This window comes from Streptomyces sp. PTL18, from assembly GCF_059510295.1.
This window is the reverse complement of record NZ_JCAJZO010000002.1, coordinates 504830-523829: the sequence shown is the minus strand read 5'-3', so window position 1 is coordinate 523829 and position 19000 is coordinate 504830. Positions and strand designations below refer to the sequence as shown.

General features: G+C 71.5%; 15 protein-coding genes. 7 read left to right on the top strand and 8 right to left on the bottom strand.

The features are described 5' to 3' along the window. Nucleotides 1-94: 94 nt before the first annotated feature. From AC5WS8_RS06770 to AC5WS8_RS06745, 6 genes are all read right to left on the bottom strand, one after another. Nucleotides 95-928, bottom strand: a complete 834-nt coding sequence (locus AC5WS8_RS06770) for a siderophore-interacting protein (protein ID WP_496102356.1) — start codon at nt 926-928, stop codon at nt 95-97. A gap of 9 nt (nt 929-937) precedes the next feature. Then, nucleotides 938-1987: an ABC transporter substrate-binding protein gene (locus AC5WS8_RS06765; protein ID WP_496102355.1), complete on the bottom strand. Its 1050-nt coding sequence runs from the start codon at nt 1985-1987 to the stop codon at nt 938-940. Nucleotides 1988-2886: 899 nt separating this feature from the next. Beyond that, nucleotides 2887-4047 (bottom strand): acyl-CoA dehydrogenase family protein, encoded by a 1161-nt coding sequence (locus tag AC5WS8_RS06760; RefSeq protein WP_496102354.1) that lies wholly within the window; start codon nt 4045-4047, stop codon nt 2887-2889. Nucleotides 4048-4052: 5 nt separating this feature from the next. Further along, nucleotides 4053-4991: a hydroxymethylglutaryl-CoA lyase gene (locus tag AC5WS8_RS06755; RefSeq protein ID WP_496102353.1), complete on the bottom strand. Its 939-nt coding sequence runs from the start codon at nt 4989-4991 to the stop codon at nt 4053-4055. Continuing rightward, on the bottom strand, nt 4988-6955 hold the full coding sequence (locus AC5WS8_RS06750; protein WP_496102352.1) for an acetyl/propionyl/methylcrotonyl-CoA carboxylase subunit alpha: 1968 nt from the start codon (nt 6953-6955) through the stop codon (nt 4988-4990). The genes AC5WS8_RS06755 and AC5WS8_RS06750 overlap by 4 nt, the downstream gene beginning before the upstream one ends. 16 nt (nt 6956-6971) lie before the next feature. Further along, the gene (locus AC5WS8_RS06745) at nt 6972-8588 is read right to left on the bottom strand and encodes a carboxyl transferase domain-containing protein (protein WP_496102351.1); all 1617 of its coding nucleotides are present in this window, start codon (nt 8586-8588) and stop codon (nt 6972-6974) included. A gap of 86 nt (nt 8589-8674) precedes the next feature. Here AC5WS8_RS06745 and AC5WS8_RS06740 point away from each other — a divergent pair, with 86 nt between their 5' ends. The 3 genes from AC5WS8_RS06740 to tesB all read left to right on the top strand — a co-directional run bounded on the left by AC5WS8_RS06740 (nt 8675) and on the right by tesB (nt 11478). After that, a complete protein-coding gene (locus AC5WS8_RS06740; RefSeq protein ID WP_496102350.1) occupies nt 8675-9283 on the top strand; it encodes an SACE_7040 family transcriptional regulator in 609 nt (202 codons plus the stop codon). A 135-nt stretch (nt 9284-9418) separates the two neighbouring features. Next, nucleotides 9419-10576, top strand: a complete 1158-nt coding sequence (locus AC5WS8_RS06735; protein ID WP_496102422.1) for an acyl-CoA dehydrogenase family protein — start codon at nt 9419-9421, stop codon at nt 10574-10576. A gap of 35 nt (nt 10577-10611) precedes the next feature. Next, nucleotides 10612-11478 (top strand): acyl-CoA thioesterase II, encoded by an 867-nt coding sequence (gene tesB, locus AC5WS8_RS06730; protein WP_496102349.1) that lies wholly within the window; start codon nt 10612-10614, stop codon nt 11476-11478. 5 nt (nt 11479-11483) lie between these two features. On the opposite strand, the gene AC5WS8_RS06725 is transcribed toward tesB, so the two are convergent. Further along, nucleotides 11484-12278 carry a phosphatase gene (locus AC5WS8_RS06725; RefSeq protein WP_496102348.1) on the bottom strand — a complete coding sequence of 265 codons (795 nt, stop codon included), beginning with the start codon at nt 12276-12278 and terminating at the stop codon, nt 11484-11486. 196 nt (nt 12279-12474) lie between these two features. Continuing rightward, nucleotides 12475-13965, bottom strand: coding sequence for a helix-turn-helix domain-containing protein (locus AC5WS8_RS06720; protein ID WP_496102347.1), 1491 nt, complete (start codon nt 13963-13965; stop codon nt 12475-12477). Between the two features lie 183 nt (nt 13966-14148). Here AC5WS8_RS06720 and speB point away from each other — a divergent pair, with 183 nt between their 5' ends. The 4 genes from speB (at nt 14149) to AC5WS8_RS06700 (ending at nt 18919) form a co-directional block, all read left to right on the top strand. After that, nucleotides 14149-15156: an agmatinase gene (gene speB / locus AC5WS8_RS06715; protein ID WP_496102346.1), complete on the top strand. Its 1008-nt coding sequence runs from the start codon at nt 14149-14151 to the stop codon at nt 15154-15156. Next, complete coding sequence (locus tag AC5WS8_RS06710; RefSeq protein WP_496102345.1) at nt 15153-16844, top strand: thiamine pyrophosphate-binding protein; 1692 nt, start codon at nt 15153-15155, stop codon at nt 16842-16844. The genes speB and AC5WS8_RS06710 overlap by 4 nt, the downstream gene beginning before the upstream one ends. Nucleotides 16845-16961: 117 nt before the next feature. Continuing rightward, nucleotides 16962-18239, top strand: a complete 1278-nt coding sequence (locus AC5WS8_RS06705) for an AAA family ATPase (RefSeq protein WP_496102344.1) — start codon at nt 16962-16964, stop codon at nt 18237-18239. Beyond that, nucleotides 18239-18919 (top strand): RloB family protein, encoded by a 681-nt coding sequence (locus tag AC5WS8_RS06700; protein WP_496102343.1) that lies wholly within the window; start codon nt 18239-18241, stop codon nt 18917-18919. Before AC5WS8_RS06705 ends, AC5WS8_RS06700 begins: the two co-directional genes overlap by 1 nt. The last annotated feature ends 81 nt before the right edge of the window (nt 18920-19000 follow it).

Here is a 19000-nt window from a genome sequence, read left to right as displayed (position 1 = left end):
GGACGGCCGAGGGGCGGAGCCATCTCTCGGTCTAACTTAGGTTAGCCTAACCTAAGTTAGACCGAGAGGAATCTTGTCCCTTCCGTGATCGCCGTCACCGCTGCTCGCGCACCTGCTCCTCGCTCAGCCCCTGCCGCCAGTAGCCGACGAAGGTGACACACCGCCGGTCGACGCCGCGCTCGCCGACGAAGTGCCGGCGCAGTGCCTTGACACGACCGGATTCACCCGCCAGCCAGACGTACGGGCGGGCGGCGGGCGGCAGTCGGGTGGCGCGCAGGGCGCCGAGGGCCATGGGGGACCCCTCGGCGCCGCTCTGGCTCCGTACGAGCCAGGTGATCTCGGCGTCGGCCTCGGTCACCGGGTCCTGGATGTCATCGGTGTGCCCGACCTCCAGCCAGACCCGGGTGCGCATGCCCGGGGGGAGCGTCTCGAGGATCGCCGAGGCGGCGGGTACGGCGGTCTCGTCGCCCCACACCACGACCAGGTCGGTGTCCTCGGGCGGACGGAAGCGGATGGCGCGGTTGTCCTCGATCGCCGGGCCGAGCACGAGTACGCGGTCGCCCGGGGCGGTCCGCGAGGCCCAGAGGGAGGCGGGGCCGGCCGGGGTGTGCAGCACGAAGTCGATGTCGATCTCGTCGGGATCCCGGCGCAGTGCCCGGAGAGTGTACGAACGCAGCACCGCCCGTACGTCGTCCGGGAGTTCACGCCAGGCCTGCCACCAGCCGTCGCCCGGCTCCAGCGGCACGACGGGCTCGGGCTGCCCATCGTGCGGCAGGAACAGCGACAGGCTCTGGTCGCGTCCGTCGGAGCGGAAGGCGTGCAGGTCGTCCCCGGCGAAGGTGACGCGGACGAGCGACGGGCCGAGCCGCCTGATCCGTACGACCTGCAGGGAGAAGAAACGGAACGGGGCGGCTACGGCAGTCGTCACGGTGACTCCTCAGCTGACCTTCTCGGCGGTCTCGATCGCCTTGGCGAGGTCCTCGAGCAGCGGGGCGCACCTGTCGTACGACAGGATGGGCTCGGGGTTGCGGGCGACGACCTGGCCCGCCCTGACCGCGGGGAGCTTCTTCCAGGTCGCCTCGGTGATGTCGGCGGGCCGGATGGCCGAGGTGCGGTTGTCCATCATGACGACGTCGGCCCGGTACTTGTCGACGTTCTCCCAGCTGAGGTTCTCGAACCAGCCCCCGCTCGCCTTCAGCGCCGAGGCGGGCGGCTCGACGAAGTCCACGCCGAGAGCCTTGAAGTACTCCAGGTCGATGGAGAGGTTTGTTCCGGAGACGTAGAAGACGTCCTGGCTCGCGGAACCCGCCAGCACCTTGATGCCGGGCTTGGCCTTGGCGGCGGCGCGCAGCCGGGCCGCGGCGTCCTCGAACCGCTTCTTCGCCCGCGCGGTCTTCGCGGAGGCGGTGTCCGCCCCGAGCGACGTGGCCAGTTCCAGCATCCGCCGCAGGGACTCGGGCATCTGGCGGTCGAAGACGGAGATCCCGACGCTCGGGGCGCCCACGGCGAGGATCTGCTTCCTGGACTCCTCGGGCACGTACCAGAGCGTCCCGGCGCCGTCGAACATGGTGGTGACGAGGAGGTCGGGGGCGAGTGCCGCGTACTTCTCCACGTTGAACTGGCCCCACCCGTTGCCGAGGACGGTGACCTTGCTGACGTCGAGGCCGCCGGCCTGGACGTCGGCCTTGCCGTCCTTGGTCTTCGTCGGCCCGAAGACGCCCTTCACCTCGACCCCGTAGTCGTGCAGCGCGGCGGCCACGCCGACGAACGCGACGATGTTCGACGGCACCTTGTCGGCCTTGGCGGTCTGCCCGCGGTCGTCCTCGAACGACCAGGGCCGGGACCCGCCCGTCGCGGCCCCGCTTCCCGAGCCGCCGCTTTTCGCCTTGCCGTCCCCACAGGCCGCGAGCGCGGCACCGAGACCGAGGGCGCCGCCGGCGGTGAGGAGGCCGCGGCGGGTGGGATGGATGGCACGGACGTTGGGCATGGGTGTGACTGCTTTCGAACAGGGCGCAGCGCCGCCGGGACGGGTCCAAGTCAGGTTAGCCTAACCTAACTTCTCGTCCGGTCGAGTCAACCCCGCGCCGTGCCGGCGGGCGGGGGCTCGGTCCCGTTCGCCGGGTGAACTCCTTTTAATTTCTGCTCAACGGGATTTTCCGATCGTCAACTATGCGTCCATATGTGGATCTGGTGAAACGAAGATCCGGCGTGTCTGTGTCGGCTCCCGTCGCGGTCGTCGCACCATGAGGGGGAAACGCCCGGAAAAGCCGCCCATTGCCGCGAAAACGGTGCAGTTCGACACGGAAAGCAGGTCACTCATGCGGTCTGGATCCCGATTCGGTTCATCGCCTCGCTCCACGAGCGTGCCGGCCATCGTCCTCACGGCTCTGCCGGCACTGCTCGCCTTCGGCGTGGCAACCCCCGCTCTGGCGGCCACCCCTGCGCACCAAGGGCCGACGGGGTCTGCCGCGGCATCCACCTACGTGCAGGTTTCCAACACCCAGACGTGCGGGACCGACACCTTTTGCATGTTCTCGGCCACGTGTCCCTCTGGGACGGTGCTTACCGGCGGCGGTGTGACCACCAACAGCTTCTCCAGTAGCGGTGTGTACCTCTACGAGTCAGGACCGATCAGCACCACCACATGGAGAGCCACCATCCGCAACGTCACCGCTGCCCCCTTCCCGATGACTGTCACCGCCATCTGCGCCACCTCCGGAGGGGGATATTCCGCCTATCCGCCTCTGCATGGCCATCGGAAATGAACCAGTGCGGTCGAGCGGTTTCCGGCAGTGGCGTGCGGACTGATTGACGCGGTGCAGATGTGACGGAGCGGGTTCGGCGAACCGTGGGTTGAGCTGTTCGCCGAACCTCCGCTCGGGGCGGTCAGCCCGCCAGCCCCAGTTCCCGGGCGATCAGCATGCGCTGTACCTCGCTCGTGCCCTCACCGATCTCCAGGATCTTGGAGTCGCGCCACATGCGGGCCACCGGGTACTCGTTCATGAAGCCGTAGCCGCCATGGATCTGGGTGGCGTCGCGGGCGTTGTCCACCGCGACCGTGGAGGAGTGGAGCTTCGCCAGGGCCGCCTCCTTCTTGAAGGGCTCGCCGGAGACCAGGCGGGACGCGGCGTCGCGCCAGGCCAGGCGGGCAGTGTGGGCCTTCATCTCCATGTCGGCGATCTTGAACTGGACGGCCTGGTTGGCACCGATGGGGCGGCCGAACGCCTGACGTTCCTTCGCGTACCTCACCGACTCGTCCACACAGCCCTGCGCCAGACCGGTCGCCAGCGCCGCGATCGCGATGCGGCCCTCGTCCAGGATGCGCAGGAACTGGGCGTAGCCCCGGCCCTCCTCGCCCAGGAGGTTCTCCGCGGGGACGCGGACGTCCGCGAAGGACAGTTCACGGGTGTCGGAGGCGTTCCAGCCGACCTTCGAGTACGGGGCCGCCACCGTGAAGCCGGGCGTGCCCGACGGGACGATGATCGAGGAGATCCGCGGACGGCCGTCCTCCGTGCGGCCGGTGACCGCCGTGACCGTCACCAGGCCCGTGATGTCCGTGCCCGAGTTGGTGATGAAGCACTTGGTGCCGTTGATCACCCATTCGTTCGTCGCCGGGTCCAGGCGGGCCGTCGTACGGGTACCGCCCGCGTCCGAACCGGCCTCCGGTTCCGTCAGGCCGAACGCTCCCAGGATCTCGCCCGAGCACAGCCGCGGCAGCCACTTCTGCTTCTGGGCCTCCGTGCCGAAGCGGTAGATCGGCATCGCGCCGAGGGAGACGCCCGCCTCCAGGGTGATCGCCACCGAGGAGTCCACCCGGGCCAGTTCCTCCAGGGCGATGCCCAGCGCCAGGTAGTCGCCGCCCATGCCGCCGTACTCCTCCGGGAACGGCAGCCCGAACAGGCCCATGCGGCCCATCTCGCGGACGATCTCGTACGGGAACTCGTGCCGCTCGTAGAAGTCGCCGATCTTGGGCGCCACGACGTCGTGCGCGAACTCCTCGACCGTGCGCCGGAGTTCCTCCAGCTCGGGGGTGAGGTGGTGGTCCATGGGGATCACTCCTTGTGGGAGAGGGCTCGGACGGTGCGGGAGGGGCTCGGCCGGTCCAGGTGCGCGGCCATCCACACGCTCGTGGCGGTGAGCCGGCCGAGGTCGACCCCGGTGTCGATGCCGAGGCCCTGGAGCATCCAGACGAGGTCTTCGGTGGCGAGGTTGCCGGTGGCGGACTTGGCGTAGGGGCAGCCGCCGAGGCCGCCGGCGGAGGCGTCGACGGTCGTCACGCCGTGCCGGAGCGCCGTCAGGGTGTTGGCGAGCGCCTGACCGTAGGTGTCGTGGAAGTGCACGCCGACCGCGCCGGCCGGCACGCCCTCCTCGTCCAGACGGGAGAGCAGGGCCTGCACGTGGCCCGGGGTCGCCACCCCGATCGTGTCGCCCAGGCTCAGCTCGTCGCAGCCCATGTCCATCAGGGCCTTGCAGACGCGGACCACCTGGTGGACGGGGACGGGGCCCTCCCAGGGGTCGCCGAAGCACATCGAGAGGTAGCCGCGCACGTGCACCTTCTGCGCCCTGGCCCGCGCGACCACCGGTTCGAACATCGCCAGTGCCTCGTCCACCGTGCGGTTGAGGTTGGCCTTAGCGAAGGACTCCGTGGCGCTGGCGAAGACGGCGATGCGACGGGCGCCGAGCGCCAGGGCCCGGTCCAGGCCGCGTTCGTTCGGGACCAGGACCGGCAGCTCCACCGGCAGGTCGCTGACGAGGGGGAACAGTTCTTCCGCGTCCGCCAGCTGGGGCACCCACCCGGGGTGCACGAAGCTGGTGGCCTCGATCGTGGTCAGGCCCGCGTCGGCGAGCCTGCGGATGAAGTCGGCCTTCACCTCGGTCGGCACCGCGCGCCTCTCGTTCTGCAGGCCGTCGCGCGGGCCGACCTCGTGGATCCTCACCCGGGCGGGCAGGCCCTGCGCGGGTACGGCCATGGGCAGTCCCTCGACGCTCATCGCTCCGCCTCCATGTCGTCCTCGGAGCCTTCCTCGTGCGCCGCGATCACGGCCAGCACCTGCTCCATGGCGACCGTCGTGCCGGGGGAGACGTCCAGTTCGGTGACGGTCCCGGCGTGCGGGGCGGAGATGACGTGCTCCATCTTCATCGCCTCCACCACCAGCAGGCTCTGGCCGGGCGTCACCTGGTCCCCGACGGCCACCTTGACCACGGTCACCGTGCCGGGCATGGGTGCGGTCAGCGAGTCGGTGCCGGAGCGGGCGGCGCCGGTGAGCGACGCGGCGACCGGGTCGTGGTCGCGCACATGCCAGGCGTCGCCGTCCCGGCCGAGCCAGTCGCCGGCGCGGTGGAAGGTGTGGCGTACGCCGTCCAGGACCACGGAGACCTGGTCCTCGGTGACCGTGTGGGTGCCCCGGGGCGTGTACTCCACCGGGTCGTGCACCCGCAGCGGGAAGGCGACCGCCTCGGGTTCGCCCCCGAGCCGCCAGCCGCTCGGCACGGAGAACGGGTCGATCCAGCCCTCGCCCCGCGGCGTCAGCGCGTCGAGGCGCACGGCCGCGGCCGCCTCGTACACCTCTTCCGGTACCTGCGTCGGGACCAGCGCGTCCACCTCGCGCTCCACCAGACCGGTGTCCAGCTCACCGGCCACGACCGCCGGATGGGCCAGCAGACGGCGCAGGAAGCCGGCGTTCGTCTGCACGCCCAGGGTGACCGTCTGCGCCAGGGCCGCTCGGAGCCTTCGCAGTGCGGTCGCGCGGTCGGGGCCGTAGGCGATGACCTTGGACAGCATCGGGTCGTACAGGCTGCCGACCTCCGTGCCCTCCGACAGACCCGAGTCGGTGCGGATCCCGTCGCCCTGCGGCTCGTGCAGCCTCAGCACCGTGCCGCCCGACGGGAGGAAGCCGCGGGCACCCTCTCTGATGGACACGGTCTCGGCGCAGATCCGGGCCTCGATCGCGTGCCCGGTGAGCGTGACGTCGTCCTGCTTGAAGGAGAGGTGCTCGCCCGCCGCCACCCGCAGCTGCCACTCCACCAGGTCCAGGCCCGTGACGAGTTCGGTGACCGGGTGCTCCACCTGCAGGCGGGTGTTCATCTCCATGAAGTAGTACGAGGAGGGGTCGCCGCCGGGGACGATGAACTCCACCGTGCCCGCGCCCTCGTACCCGCAGGAGCGGGCCGCCTGGACCGCCGCCTCGCCCATCGCCGCGCGCGTGGCCTCGTCGAGGAGCACGCTCGGCGCCTCCTCGATGATCTTCTGGTGGCGGCGCTGGAGGGAGCACTCACGCTCACCCAGGTGCACCACGTTTCCGTGGCCGTCCGCCAGGACCTGGATCTCGATGTGGCGGGGGCGGTCGATCCACCGCTCCACCAGGAGCGTGTCGTCGCCGAAGGCGGCGCGCGCCTCACGGCGGGCCGCGGCGATCTCCTCGGCCAGCGCCGAGGGGTCGCGCACCAGGCGCATGCCCTTGCCGCCGCCGCCCGCGCTGGGCTTGAGCAGCACCGGCATGCCGATCCCGCGGGCGGCCTCCACCAACTCGGCGTCCGTCAGCCCGCTGCCGTTCGACCCGGGTACGACCGGCACCCCGGCCGCCCGTACCGTCTCCTTGGCCCGGATCTTGTCGCCCATGAGCGCGATCGCGTCCGCGGGCGGCCCGATGAACACCAGCCCCGCCTCGGTGCACGCGCGCGCGAACGTGGCGTTCTCCGCCAGGAAGCCGTATCCCGGGTGCACCGCCTGGGCGCCGGTCCGGGCGGCGGCCTCCAGCAGGCGCTCCACGGACAGGTAGCTCTCCGCCGCCGGGGGCGGACCGATCCGTACCGCCGTGTCGGCCTCCCGCACGTGCCGGGCGTCGGCGTCGGCGTCGGAGAAGACGGCCACCGAGCGCACGCCCATCGACCGCAGCGTGCGGATGACACGGACGGCGATCTCGCCCCGGTTGGCCACAAGCACTGTCTCGAACATGGTCGTCAAGCCCCCCTCACATCCGGAAGACGCCGAACTGGGGTTCACCCAGGGGCGCGTTGGCGCACGCGGTCAGGGCCAGGCCCAGTACCTGGCGGGTCTCCAGCGGGTCGATCACGCCGTCGTCCCACAGGCGGGCCGTCGCGTAGTAGGCGTTGCCCTGGCGCTCGTACTGCGCGCGGATCGGGGCCTTGAAGGCCTCCTCTTCCTCCGCGGGCCAGGACTCCCCGCGTGCCTGAAGCTGGTCCCGCTTGACGGTGGCGAGGACCGAGGCGGCCTGCTCGCCGCCCATCACCGAGATCTTGGCGTTCGGCCACATCCACAGGAAGCGCGGCGAATACGCCCGGCCGCACATCGAGTAGTTGCCCGCGCCGAACGAGCCGCCGATCACCACCGTGAGCTTCGGTACGCGCGTGCACGCCACCGCCGTCACCATCTTGGCGCCGTGCTTGGCGATGCCGCCCGCCTCGTAGTCCCGGCCCACCATGAAGCCGGAGATGTTCTGCAGGAAGACCAGCGGGATGCCGCGCTGGTCGCACAGCTCGATGAAGTGGGCGCCCTTCTGGGCGGACTCGGAGAACAGGATGCCGTTGTTGGCGACGATCCCCACCGGGTGGCCGTGGATCCGGGCGAAGCCGGTGACCAGGGTCTGCCCGAACTCCGCCTTGAACTCGGCGAAGCGGGAGCCGTCCACCACGCGCGCGATGACCTCGCGGACGTCATAGGGGGTGCGGGAGTCGACCGGCACCGCCCCGTAGAGCCCGTACGGATCCACCTTCGGCTCGGCGGACGGGACCACCTGCCAGGGCAGGGCCCCGCGCGCGGGAAGAGTGGCGACGATGTTCCGCACGATGCGCAGCGCGTGCGCGTCGTCCTCCGCCAGGTGGTCCGTCACGCCCGACACCCGCGCGTGGACCTCGCCGCCGCCCAGCTCCTCCGCGGTGACGACCTCACCCGTGGCGGCCTTCACGAGGGGCGGGCCGCCCAGGAAGATCGTGCCCTGGTTGCGGACGATCACGGCCTCGTCGCTCATCGCCGGGACGTACGCCCCGCCCGCCGTGCAGGACCCGAGAACGGCCGCGATCTGCGGAATCCCGGCACCCGACATCCGCGCCTGGTTGTAGAAGATCCGCCCGAAGTGCTCGCGGTCGGGGAAGACCTCGTCCTGCATGGGCAGGAAGGCGCCGCCGGAGTCGACCAGGTAGACACAGGGGAGCCGGTTGTCCAGGGCCACCTCCTGAGCCCGCAGGTGCTTCTTCACCGTCATCGGGTAGTACGTGCCGCCCTTCACGGTGGCGTCGTTGGCCACGATCACGCACTCGCGGCCGCCGACCCGCCCGATCCCGGCGATCACCCCGGCGGCCGGCGCCTGTCCGTCGTACATCCCCTCGGCGGCCAGGGGGGCCAGCTCCAGGAAGGGCGAGCCCGGATCCAGCAGGGTGTCCACGCGGTCGCGCGGCAGCAGCTTGCCGCGCGCCGTGTGGCGGGCGCGTGCCTTCTCGCCGCCGCCGAGCCGGGCCGCGGCCAGCTTGGTGTGCAACTCCTCCACCAAAGCGCGGTGCGCCGCCTCGTTGGCCCGCCAGGCCTCCGACGCGGGGTCTGCCGCGCTCGTCAGCTCCGGTGCCTCGTGCATCCTGCGGTCCCCTCACCTTGTTAATGAGCGTTAACGCATTTCCTTCAGGTTAACGACCGCTAACCTCCCTGTCTAGAATTGTTTTCATGGCCACCAGAACCGACGCCCCCACCCGTCGCCAGCAGATCCTCAAGGAGGCCGCGCGGCTGTTCGCCGAGCGCGGCTTCCACGGCGTCGGGGTCGACGAGATAGGGGCCGCGGTCGGCATCAGCGGACCCGGTCTGTACCGGCACTTCGCGGGCAAGGACGCGATGCTCGCCGAGCTGCTCGTGGGGATCAGCGGGCAGCTGCTGACCGGTGCCAGGCGGCGGGTCGCCGAGGCCGACGGAGGTCCCGACGGGCGGAAGCCGGAGGCGGTCCTCGACTCGCTGATCGAGGGGCACATCGACTTCGCGCTCGACGACCGTCCCCTGATCACCCTGCACGACCGCGAGCTGGACCGCCTCCGGGACAGCGACCGCAAACTCGTGCGCCAGCTGCAGCGGCAGTACGTGGAGCTGTGGGTGGAGGTGCTCCGCGAGGTCTACCCGGGGCTGGCGGAGCCGGCCGCCCGATCGGCGGTCCACTCGGTCTTCGGGCTGCTCAACTCGACGCCGCATCTCGGCCGCCCGGGGTCGCTGCCGGGGCGTGGGACCACGGCGGAGCTGCTGCACCGGATGGCGCGGGGGGCGTTCGCGGCGGCGGTGGCCGAATGAGCCGGGTGTCCGGTCCGTGAGCGTGACGAGCGTTACGGCCGGGTGCCTCTGGACTGTGGTCTGTACTGGCCGGTACGGTGCTCTCTGAGCAAGCGCTTAGACATGGCCGGAAGTAGCCAGCTGGAGGTGGCGGCGGTGCGCCGTACTGTGTTCAACGAGGACCACGAGGCGTTCCGGGAGACCCTGCGCGCCTTCATCGAGGCCGAGGTCGTACCGGTGTACGACGAGTGGTTCGCCGCCGGCCAGGCGCCGCGCGACTTCTACTACAAGCTCGGCGAGCTGGGCATCTTCGGCATCAGCGTTCCCGAGGAGCACGGCGGCGCGGGTCTGGACACCCACAAGTTCGAGGCCGTCCTCTACGAGGAGACCGCGCGCGCGGGCGTGCAGTTCGGCGGCTCCGGGGTGCACGTCCTGCTCGCCCTGCCGTACCTCAAGATGCTCGCCACCGACGAGCAGAAGAAGCGCTACCTGCCGAAGTTCGTCACCGGCGAGGAGATGTGGGCCATCGCGATGACCGAGCCGGGCACCGGCTCCGACCTCGCGGGCATGAAGACCACCGCCAGGCTCTCCGAGGACGGCACGCACTACGTCCTCAACGGCGCCAAGACGTTCATCACCGGCGGCGTCCACGCCGACCGCGTCATCGTGTGCGCCCGCACCGCCGCCCCGCGCGAGGACGACCGCCGCTTCGGCATATCCCTGTTCGCCGTGGACACCAAGTCCGAGGGCTACTCCATCGGCCGCAAGCTGGACAAGCTGGGCCTGCGCACCTCCGACACCGCCGAACTGGCCTTCGTCGACGTCAAGGTGCCGGTCGAGGACCTGCTCGGCGAGGAGAACAAGGGCTTCCACTACCTCGGCCACAACCTGGCCTCCGAGCGCTGGGGCATCGCCTTCGGCGCGTACGCGCAGGCCAAGGCCGCCGTCCGGTTCGCCAAGCAGTATGTTCAGGAGCGCACCGTCTTCGGCAAGCCGGTCGCCCACTTCCAGAACACCAAGTTCGAGCTGGCCGCCTGCCAGGCCGAGGTGGACGCCGCGGAGGCCGTCGCCGACCGCGCGCTCGAGGCCCTGGACGCCGGCGAGCTGACCCCCGCCGAGGCCGCCTCCGCGAAGCTGTTCTGCACCGAGGTCGCCCACCGCGTCATCGACCGCTGCCTCCAGCTGCACGGCGGCTACGGCTACATGAACGAGTACCCGATCGCCCGTCTGTACGCCGACAACCGCGTCAACCGCATCTACGGCGGCACCAGCGAGATCATGAAGACGATCATCGCCAAGGACATGGGTCTGTAAGGTCACCGAAAAAAGTGCCGGATACAACTGACCCCATGAGTCAGGCACTTCAGTCGCTGCTCGATCTGCTCGATCTGGAGCGGATCGAGCGGGACATCTTCCGCGGCCAGTCCCGCTCCGCCGTGGTCCCGCGCGTCTTCGGCGGGCAGGTCGCGGCCCAGGCGCTGGTCGCCGCGGGGCGCACGGTCCCCGAGGAACGGCACGCGCACTCGCTGCACGCGTACTTCCTGCGCCCCGGCGACCCCGGCGCGCCCATCGTCTACACGGTCGACCGCATCCGCGACGGGCGTTCGTTCACCACGCGCCGGGTCGTGGCCGTCCAGCACGGGCAGCCGATCTTCCACCTCTCCGCGTCGTTCCAGACGTACGAGGAGGGACTGGAGCACCAGGCGCCGATGCCGCCCGCGCCCGACCCGGCCGCACTGCCCACCTCCCAGGAGCGGCTGCGCGGCTACGAGCACCTCGCCCCCGAGGTGGTGCAGAGGTTCCTCGAAGCCCGCGAGGCCGTGGACCTGCGGTACGTGGAAGAGCCGCCGTACGGCAGGTTCGGCGAGCCGCGCGAGCCCCACTCCCAGGTGTGGTTCCGCACCAACGGCAAGCTCGACGACGACCCCCTGCTGCACGTCGTCCTCGCCACCTACGTCTCCGACATGACGCTCCTCGACTCCGTGCTGCTCGCGCACGGGCGCGGCGGCTGGGCCGTGGGCGACGTGGTCGGGGCCTCGCTGGACCACGCCATGTGGTTCCACCGGCCGTTCCGGGCCGACGAGTGGCTGCTGTACGACCAGGAGTCGCCGTCGGCCTCCGGGGGACGCGGGCTGGGCCAGGCCCGCATCTACACCCAGGACGGGCGGCTGGCGATCTCGGTGATCCAGGAGGGCGTGGTCCGCGTCCCCCGCTGACCCGCTCAGTCCTCCCTCAGACCCGCCGCACGCAGCAGGTACGCCGTCAGCGGGTCGTAGTGGCGGGGGCTGGTGACGTGGTCGTCGAGGGGGACCGTCACCTGCACGGTGCCCTCGGCCTCGGCGAGGAAGAGGGCCGGGTCGTTGCAGTCGGCGTACCCCACGGAGTCGATGCCGAGCTGCCCCGCACAGCCCGCCCAGCCGTGGTCGGCGACGACCAGGTCGGGCAGGGGGCGGCCCTCGGCCTCCAGGCCCTTCAGGATCGCCCGCATCGGCTCGCCCGAGTGCGTGTGCCAGAGGCTGGCGCCGTGCTCCAGGACGGCCACGTCCGCGAACTGCATGACGTACCCCTCGTCCGTCTGCAACCCGTCCGGGATCACGACGATCTCGCAGCCGGCGGCGCGCAGGGCGGCCGCGGTGGCGCGGTGCACGTCGAGGAGGCCGCCGGGGTGGCCGGTGGCGAACAGCACACGCTGCCCGCCCCCGGCGGCCTTGCGCAGGCGGGCCGCGAGGCGCTCCAGGGCGTCCACCGTCAGCTCCGGGTCGATGGTGTCCTGGCCGTAGCGGTACTCGGGGTCGTCGTTGACGCCGCAGCGCTCGGCCATCACCGCGAGGACGTCCTGCTCGTCGCTCCAGCGGTCGCCGAGCTCCAGGCCGAGCCAGTAGTTGCGGTCGCCGTTCGCGAGCTTGCGGTAGTGGGAGAGGTTGTTCTCGCGGGGCGTGGCCACCTCACCCGCGATACGGGTCCGGACGAGGTGGACGAGGAGCTCGGAGCGGCTGGGGGTCCCGGGTATCGGCATGTGCTCCATTCTGCCGGGGCGCTCCGCCGGGGCCGCCGGTGTTTCGTCCCGTGGGATGTGCGTCACTCCCCGGCGGGGTGCCCCCTCGGGACGTCGGCCTGGCCGCCCGCCTCCCCGTCACATCGGGTGGGGACCTGTCCGGCGAGGGGCGGGGGCGGCGGCCGTCGTCGGGCCGGCGTTGGTCCTTCGTCGGCCGTCACTCCGCCCCCGTCTGCTTGAGGGCGAACCACAGCTCCATCCGTACGTCCGCGTCGTCCAGGTCCGCCCCCAGCAGCGCCGCGCACCGCGCGATCCGCTGCCGGACCGTGTTGCGGTGGACCGACAGGGCGACCGCCGTGCGGTCCCAACTGCCGTGCAGCGACAGCCAGGCGCGCAGTGTCTCGGTGAGGGCGGTGCCCTGGGCCAGCGGTGCCAGCAGGGTGCGCGCGTGCAGCTCGGCCTCCGCGGGTGGGACCAGGTCCGCCAGGCCCGTGCGCTCGCCGTGCCGGACCAGCGCGGCGCGGGTCGCCCGGGCGCGAGCCAGGGCGCGGGAGGCCTGGGTGTCGGCGGCAGCCCAGTCGCGCGGGGCGACGGCGGCGCTGACGCCGAGGGTCCAGCCGGGCTGCGGGGCCGGATCGCGGTCGGCCGGGACCAGGATCCGTACGGCCCCGTCCCCGAGGTCGATCAGCGCGGACCCGAGCGCCGCCCCGAGCGCGGACGCGGCCACGGCGTCCGGTGCCGGTCCCTCCCCGGTGGGCCGGGCGTGCACCACCACCCACCGGTCCCCGCCGAGCAGCGGCGCGACCGCTTCCGCCGGGGCGCCGAGCAGCAGCCGTACGAGCGCCGAGGAGCGTGCCGCACCGGCGGCGCTCTCGTGCTCCCCGGTGAGGAGGGAGAGGAGCACCGCCGCGACGGAGGCGATGGTGTGGTCACCGTGGTCCCGCCGCGGTGCCGCCACGCCGAGCACGAAGCCCTGCCCGGTGCCGAGGGCGTAGGCGGCGAGTCGGGTTCCGGCGGCGGTGTCGGTGGCCGAGGAGGGGGTGGGGCCCGCGGGGCCGCCCGGGCGGACCACTCCCGCCAGTTCGCCCAGCGCCCGTACCGCCTCCTCGGGTGCCCGCCCCGCCTCCGCCAGTTCCGCGCCGTCCGGTCCGTACAGCACCGCCCGGCCGCCCGCCCACCGGGCCAGCTGCCGCAGTACCGACGGCACCGGGTCCGGGCGGGCCGCCGCCGCGGCCAGGCTCTGCTGCGCCTCCGTGACGCGCCGGAGTTCCGCGAGGCGGGCCTGGGCCATCAGCTGCCAGACCGCGCGGGCCACACCCGAGAACGTGGTCTGCGGAGGGACCGCGAGCAGCGGCAGCCCATGGTGGTCGCAGGCCGCCACCAGCGCCCGTGGCACCGTGTCGTGCACCGGCGCGAGGCCGAAACCGAGCGCCGCGCCGCCCGCCGCCACGATGCGGGAGACGTAGCCGTCGAAACAGGTCCCCGAACCCGCCGTCTCCTGGATGTGCACGCCCGCCGTCAGCAGCAGCTCGCCGCCCAGCAGGTACGGGTAGGGGTCCGCCATCTCCGAGGTGTGCGCCCAGTGGATCGCCGTGCCGGAGTCCCTCGGCCCGGCGATCTGCCGCAGGGCCAGGTCCTCCCGGGCCAGCAGGGCGGACAGGGGGACGGCTGGAGTGGGAGGGACTACAGGTGCGGATGGCTCCTGCATGATGTGCGTTCCCTCCACTTTTCCTCGTCCAGATGGAAGAAACGTACACTTTGCACCCGCCTTCCGGCCACCTACTGTCGTTCCGGGCCGGCAGCCCCGGTGCGGGCGGCCGTTCCACGAGGCCCGGCGCCGTCGGGGGCCCGCGACACTGGAAGACGCACCATGACCTGGAGGAGTCCGACGATGAGCAGCACCGAGAACCCCGCAGCAGGCGGCAGCCGGCCCCGCGGCCCCGTCGACTCGTCCCGCATCCCGCGGTACGCGGGACCGGCGACGTTCGCCCGGTTGCCCCGCCTCGACGAGGTCGGCACCGCGGACGTCGCCGTGGTCGGCGTGCCGTTCGACTCGGGCGTGTCCTACCGCCCGGGTGCCCGCTTCGGCGGCAACGCCATCCGTGAGGCCTCCCGCCTGCTGCGCCCCTACAACCCGGCGCAGGACGCCTCTCCCTTCGCGCTCGCCCAGGTCGCGGACGGCGGCGACATCGCCGTGAACCCGTTCGACATCCACGAGGCGGTGGAGACCGTCGAGGCCGCCGCCGACGAACTCCTCGGCACCGGCGCCCGTCTGATGACCCTCGGCGGCGACCACACCATCGCGCTCCCGCTGCTGCGGTCCGTCGCCAAGAAGCACGGCCCGGTCGCGCTGCTGCACTTCGACGCCCACCTCGACACCTGGGACACGTACTTCGGCGCGGAGTACACCCACGGCACCCCGTTCCGCCGCGCCGTCGAGGAGGGCATCCTGGACACCTCCGCGCTCTCCCACGTCGGCACCCGCGGCCCGCTGTACGGCAAGCAGGACCTGACCGACGACGAGAAGATGGGCTTCGGCATCGTCACCTCCGCCGACATCTACCGGCGCGGGGCCGACGAGGTCGCCGACCAGCTCCGCCAGCGCATCGGCGACCGCCCGCTGTACATCTCCATCGACATCGACTGCCTCGACCCGGCGCACGCCCCCGGCACCGGCACCCCGGAGGCGGGCGGCATGACCTCCCGGGAACTGCTGGAGATCCTCCGGGGCCTGGCGTCCTGCAACCTGGTCTCGGCGGACGTCGTCGAGGTGGCGCCCGCGTACGACCACGCGGAGATCACGTCGGTGGCCGCCTCCCACACGGCGTACGAACTGACGACGATCATGACCCGCCGGATCGCCGCGGCCCGCACCGCTGAGGAGACCGAGAGCAAGTGACCCACGACCACGACCTGGTACTGCGTCCCACGCCGGCTCAGAAGGAGGCCGCGCTGAACCCCCCACCCGGCCGCAACGGCGGAGACCTGGTCGTGGAGACCCTGGCCGGGCTGGGCGCGACGACGGTCTTCGGGCTGCCCGGCCAGCACGCGCTCGGCGTGTTCGACGCCCTGCGCCGCTCGGACCTGCGGTACGTCGGGCTGCGGGTGGAGAACAACGCGGGGTTCGCGGCGGACGCGTACGGGCGGATCACCGGTGAGGCCGCCCCGCTGCTGCTCTCCACCGGACCCGGCGCGCTGACCTCCCTGGCCGCGCTGCAGGAGGCCGCGGCGGCTTCCGCCCCCGTGCTGGCCGTCAGCAGCCAGGTCCCGACCGCCGGACTGGGCGGCGGCCGCCACGGCTATCTGCACGAACTCCCGGACCAGGCCGCCTCGTTCCGGGGCGTGGTGAAGTCGGTCCACCCGGTCCGTACGCAGTCGCAGATCCCGTCGGCGCTCGCGGAGGCCTGGACGTCGGCGCTGACGGTGCCGCACGGGCCGGTGTGGGTGGAGATCCCGCAGGACGTCCTGCTGGCTCCCACCCATCTGCCGGTGGTGACGGCGGTGGACGCGACCCCGGACGAGCTGCCGCCGCGTCCCGAACTCACCGCGGTGGCCGCGGACCTGCTCTCCCACGCCGAGCGCCCGGCGATCATCGCGGGCGGGGGAGTGGTCAGGGCGGACGCGTCCGGAAAGCTCCTGGCGCTCGCCGAGAAGCTGGACGCCCCCGTCGTCACGACCTTCGGCGGCAAGGGGGCCTTCCCCTGGGAGCACCCGCTGTCCCTCCAGTCCTGGCTGGAGGACCGCCACACCACGGACCTCCTCGAGGACGCGGACGTCCTGCTGGTGGTCGGCTCGGGCCTCGGCGAACTCTCCTCGAACTACCACACGTTCACACCGCGCGGCCGGATCATCCAGATCGAGGCGGACCTCGGCAAACTGGAGTCCAACCACCCGGCCCTCGGTATCCACGCGGACGCACGCCTGGCGCTGCAGGCGCTGTCGGAGACGGTGGAGCCGCGCGAGGACGCGAACTCCGCGCGGCGCGTACGGACGCTGCTCGCGAAGGTGGCCGAGCGGATCGCGTCCCAGGACCTGACCCTGGAACAGCAGGTGCTGGCGTCGGTGCGCCGCGCCCTCCCCGCCGGCGCCCCGTCCTTCTGGGACATGACGATCCTGGCCTACTGGGCGTGGTCGGCCTTCGACGCGAAGGGGCCCAACACCATGCACTCGGCGCAGGGAGCGGGCGGTCTCGGCTACGGCTTCCCGGCCGCCCTGGGCGCCGCGGCGGCGGACCCCACACGTCCCGTCCTCGCGGTGTCGGGTGACGGCGGTGCCCTGTACTCCATCGCGGAACTGGCGACGGCGCGGCAGTACGGTCTCCACGTCACCTGGCTGATCGTCGACGACGGCGGCTACGGCATCCTGCGCGAGTACATGACGGACGCCTTCGGCCAGGCCACGGCGACGGAACTGACCCGCCCCGACTACGTGGCGCTGGCGGAGTCCTTCGGCGTCCCGGGCGTGCGCACGACCCCTGAGGCCCTGGAGGCCGACCTGGCGAGGGCCCTGGCGGAACCAGGGCCCTCGGTGGTCGTCCTGCCGGCGGTCCTGCGGATGTTCGCGCCGACGCACCTGGGCACGGGCTGATCACCCGATCGGCTGGTCGCGGTGATCTCCAAGGGATATGTTCCGTGAGGTCGCAGGCGTCCCGGCCGGGCCGATGTCGGACGCGGCCACTACCCTGAGCCCGGAGAGGAGGACAGCGTGCTGCTGAGGTTCCGCGTCGCGAACGTACGGTCCCTGCGGGATGAGCAGGAGCTGTCCTTCGTCGTGCCTGGCGACGAGCAGGGCGGGTCGGCGAACCCGGTGGATCTCGCGGGCGGGGAATCCGTCTCCGTCCTTCCGCTGATCGGAATCTTCGGGGCCAACGCATCCGGCAAGTCGAACGTGCTGACGGCGATGACCGGCATGCGTAATGCGGTCCTCAACTCCTACGCCCGCTGGGCCTCTTACGACGGCATCCCGCGCCAGGTCTTCGCCCTTGACCCCAAGAGCGAGAGCGAACCTTCCTTCTTCGAGGTCGACGTCGTCATCGACTCGGTCCGCTGGACGTACGGCTTCGAGCTCGGCGCCACCCGTGTCGAGTCCGAGTGGCTGCACAGCTACCCGCGCGGCCGCCGTCAGGAATGGCTCGACCGCGACGCCTCCCGGCCGGACGTCTTCAAGTGGCCCGGCGGTCGTGTCAGGGACCGGGCCCAGCTCGTACGGCGTACGCGGCCCAACGCACTGCTGCTCTCCACGGCCGGCACGGACAACCACCCGCAGCTCTCCCCGCTGTTCCACTGGTTCCGCCGTAACTTCTGGATGATCAGTCCCGAGGTCGAGCGGGACGAGCGCGCGCGGTACACCACGAAGGAACTGTCCGGCCCGAGGGCCACCAGGATCCAGGAGCTGTTGAGGGTCGCGGACCTCGGCATCACCGGAGCCACAGTCGTCAAGGACGGCCCGGGCCAGGACGCGGTGAGGCTGACGCACCACGCGGCTCCCGGGGATGTGGCCTTCGACTGGCAGGAGGAGTCCTACGGCACCCGCTCCTGGTTCGCCCTCCTGGGCCCTCTGCTCCTCGCCCTCGACGAGGGCGCGGTCCTGCTCGTCGACGAACTCGACGCCAGCCTGCACTCCCGCTTCGCAGCCGAGGTCGTGCGGCTCTTCCACGACCCGTACGCGAACCCCAAGGGCGCCCAGCTGGTCTTCACGTCACACGACGCGACGGTGCTCACCACCCCGAGCGGCGAACGGCTCCTCGATCCGGCGCAGGTGTGGCTGACGGAGAAGGACAAGGACGGGGCGACCGAGCTGTATCCCCTCACCGACGTCGAGCCGGGCGAGGACGAGGACCTCACACAGTCGTACCTCGCTGGGGCTTTCGGCGGGGTTCCGGCCCTTCTGGAGGGCCAGATCGCGCGGCGACTGCTCGTGGCGCGTGAGGCCGATACGTACGACGAGACAGGCGAGCGAGCGGACCGGGCGGGGCGCGACTGATGGGGCGGGCGCACAAGGGCAGGGACTCGTGGGAGCGTCCGGCCCGAGGGGGCGGACAACGCAGGCGTCAGGTCTTCATCTTCACCGAGGGCAAGGTGACCGAGCCCTCGTATCTCGACATCCTCAAGGACAAGGGCGTCCCGCACGCCGACAAGGTCCCGGTGGAGATGCACATCGCCAACCGCAAGGCGGACAGCGGGCGCAAGCCGCTGGACCTCGTGGAGCAGGCGATCAAGCTGAAGCGTGAAGAGGACCGCAAGGCCAAGCGGGCCAAGCTGGACGCAAAGTACCTGCCCGCGGTCTGGTGTCTCTTCGACCACGACAGATACAAGTACATTCGCGACGCGTTGGAGGAGGCGGAGAAGGCGGGAATCGGAGTCGCCTTCTCGCATCCGTGCTTCGAGGTCTGGCGGCTCGCCCACTACAAGCCGGTCAGCGGCTCGTTCGCCGGGGTCTGCGACGGGGTGGCCGAGCGGCTCCCGTTCCGGCGAGGGTCCCAGGACGCCAAGACCCCCAAGGTCGTCCTGCCGCGCCAGATCCTCGGCCGTTACGAGACGGCGCGGAAGAACGCCGAGCAGATGAACAGTCGGCATGCGGCACATGTGGCCAAGTGGGACAGGGACCCGTACACAGACGTGCACGAGTTCGTGGAGAAGGCGCTGCACATCGGCACGTACTGATCCCGGAGGCCGTCTGCGCACCGATTTCGATATGGCTCCGGCCGGGCAATAAGGTCTCTCCGTTGTCCCAGGTCGGGTTGT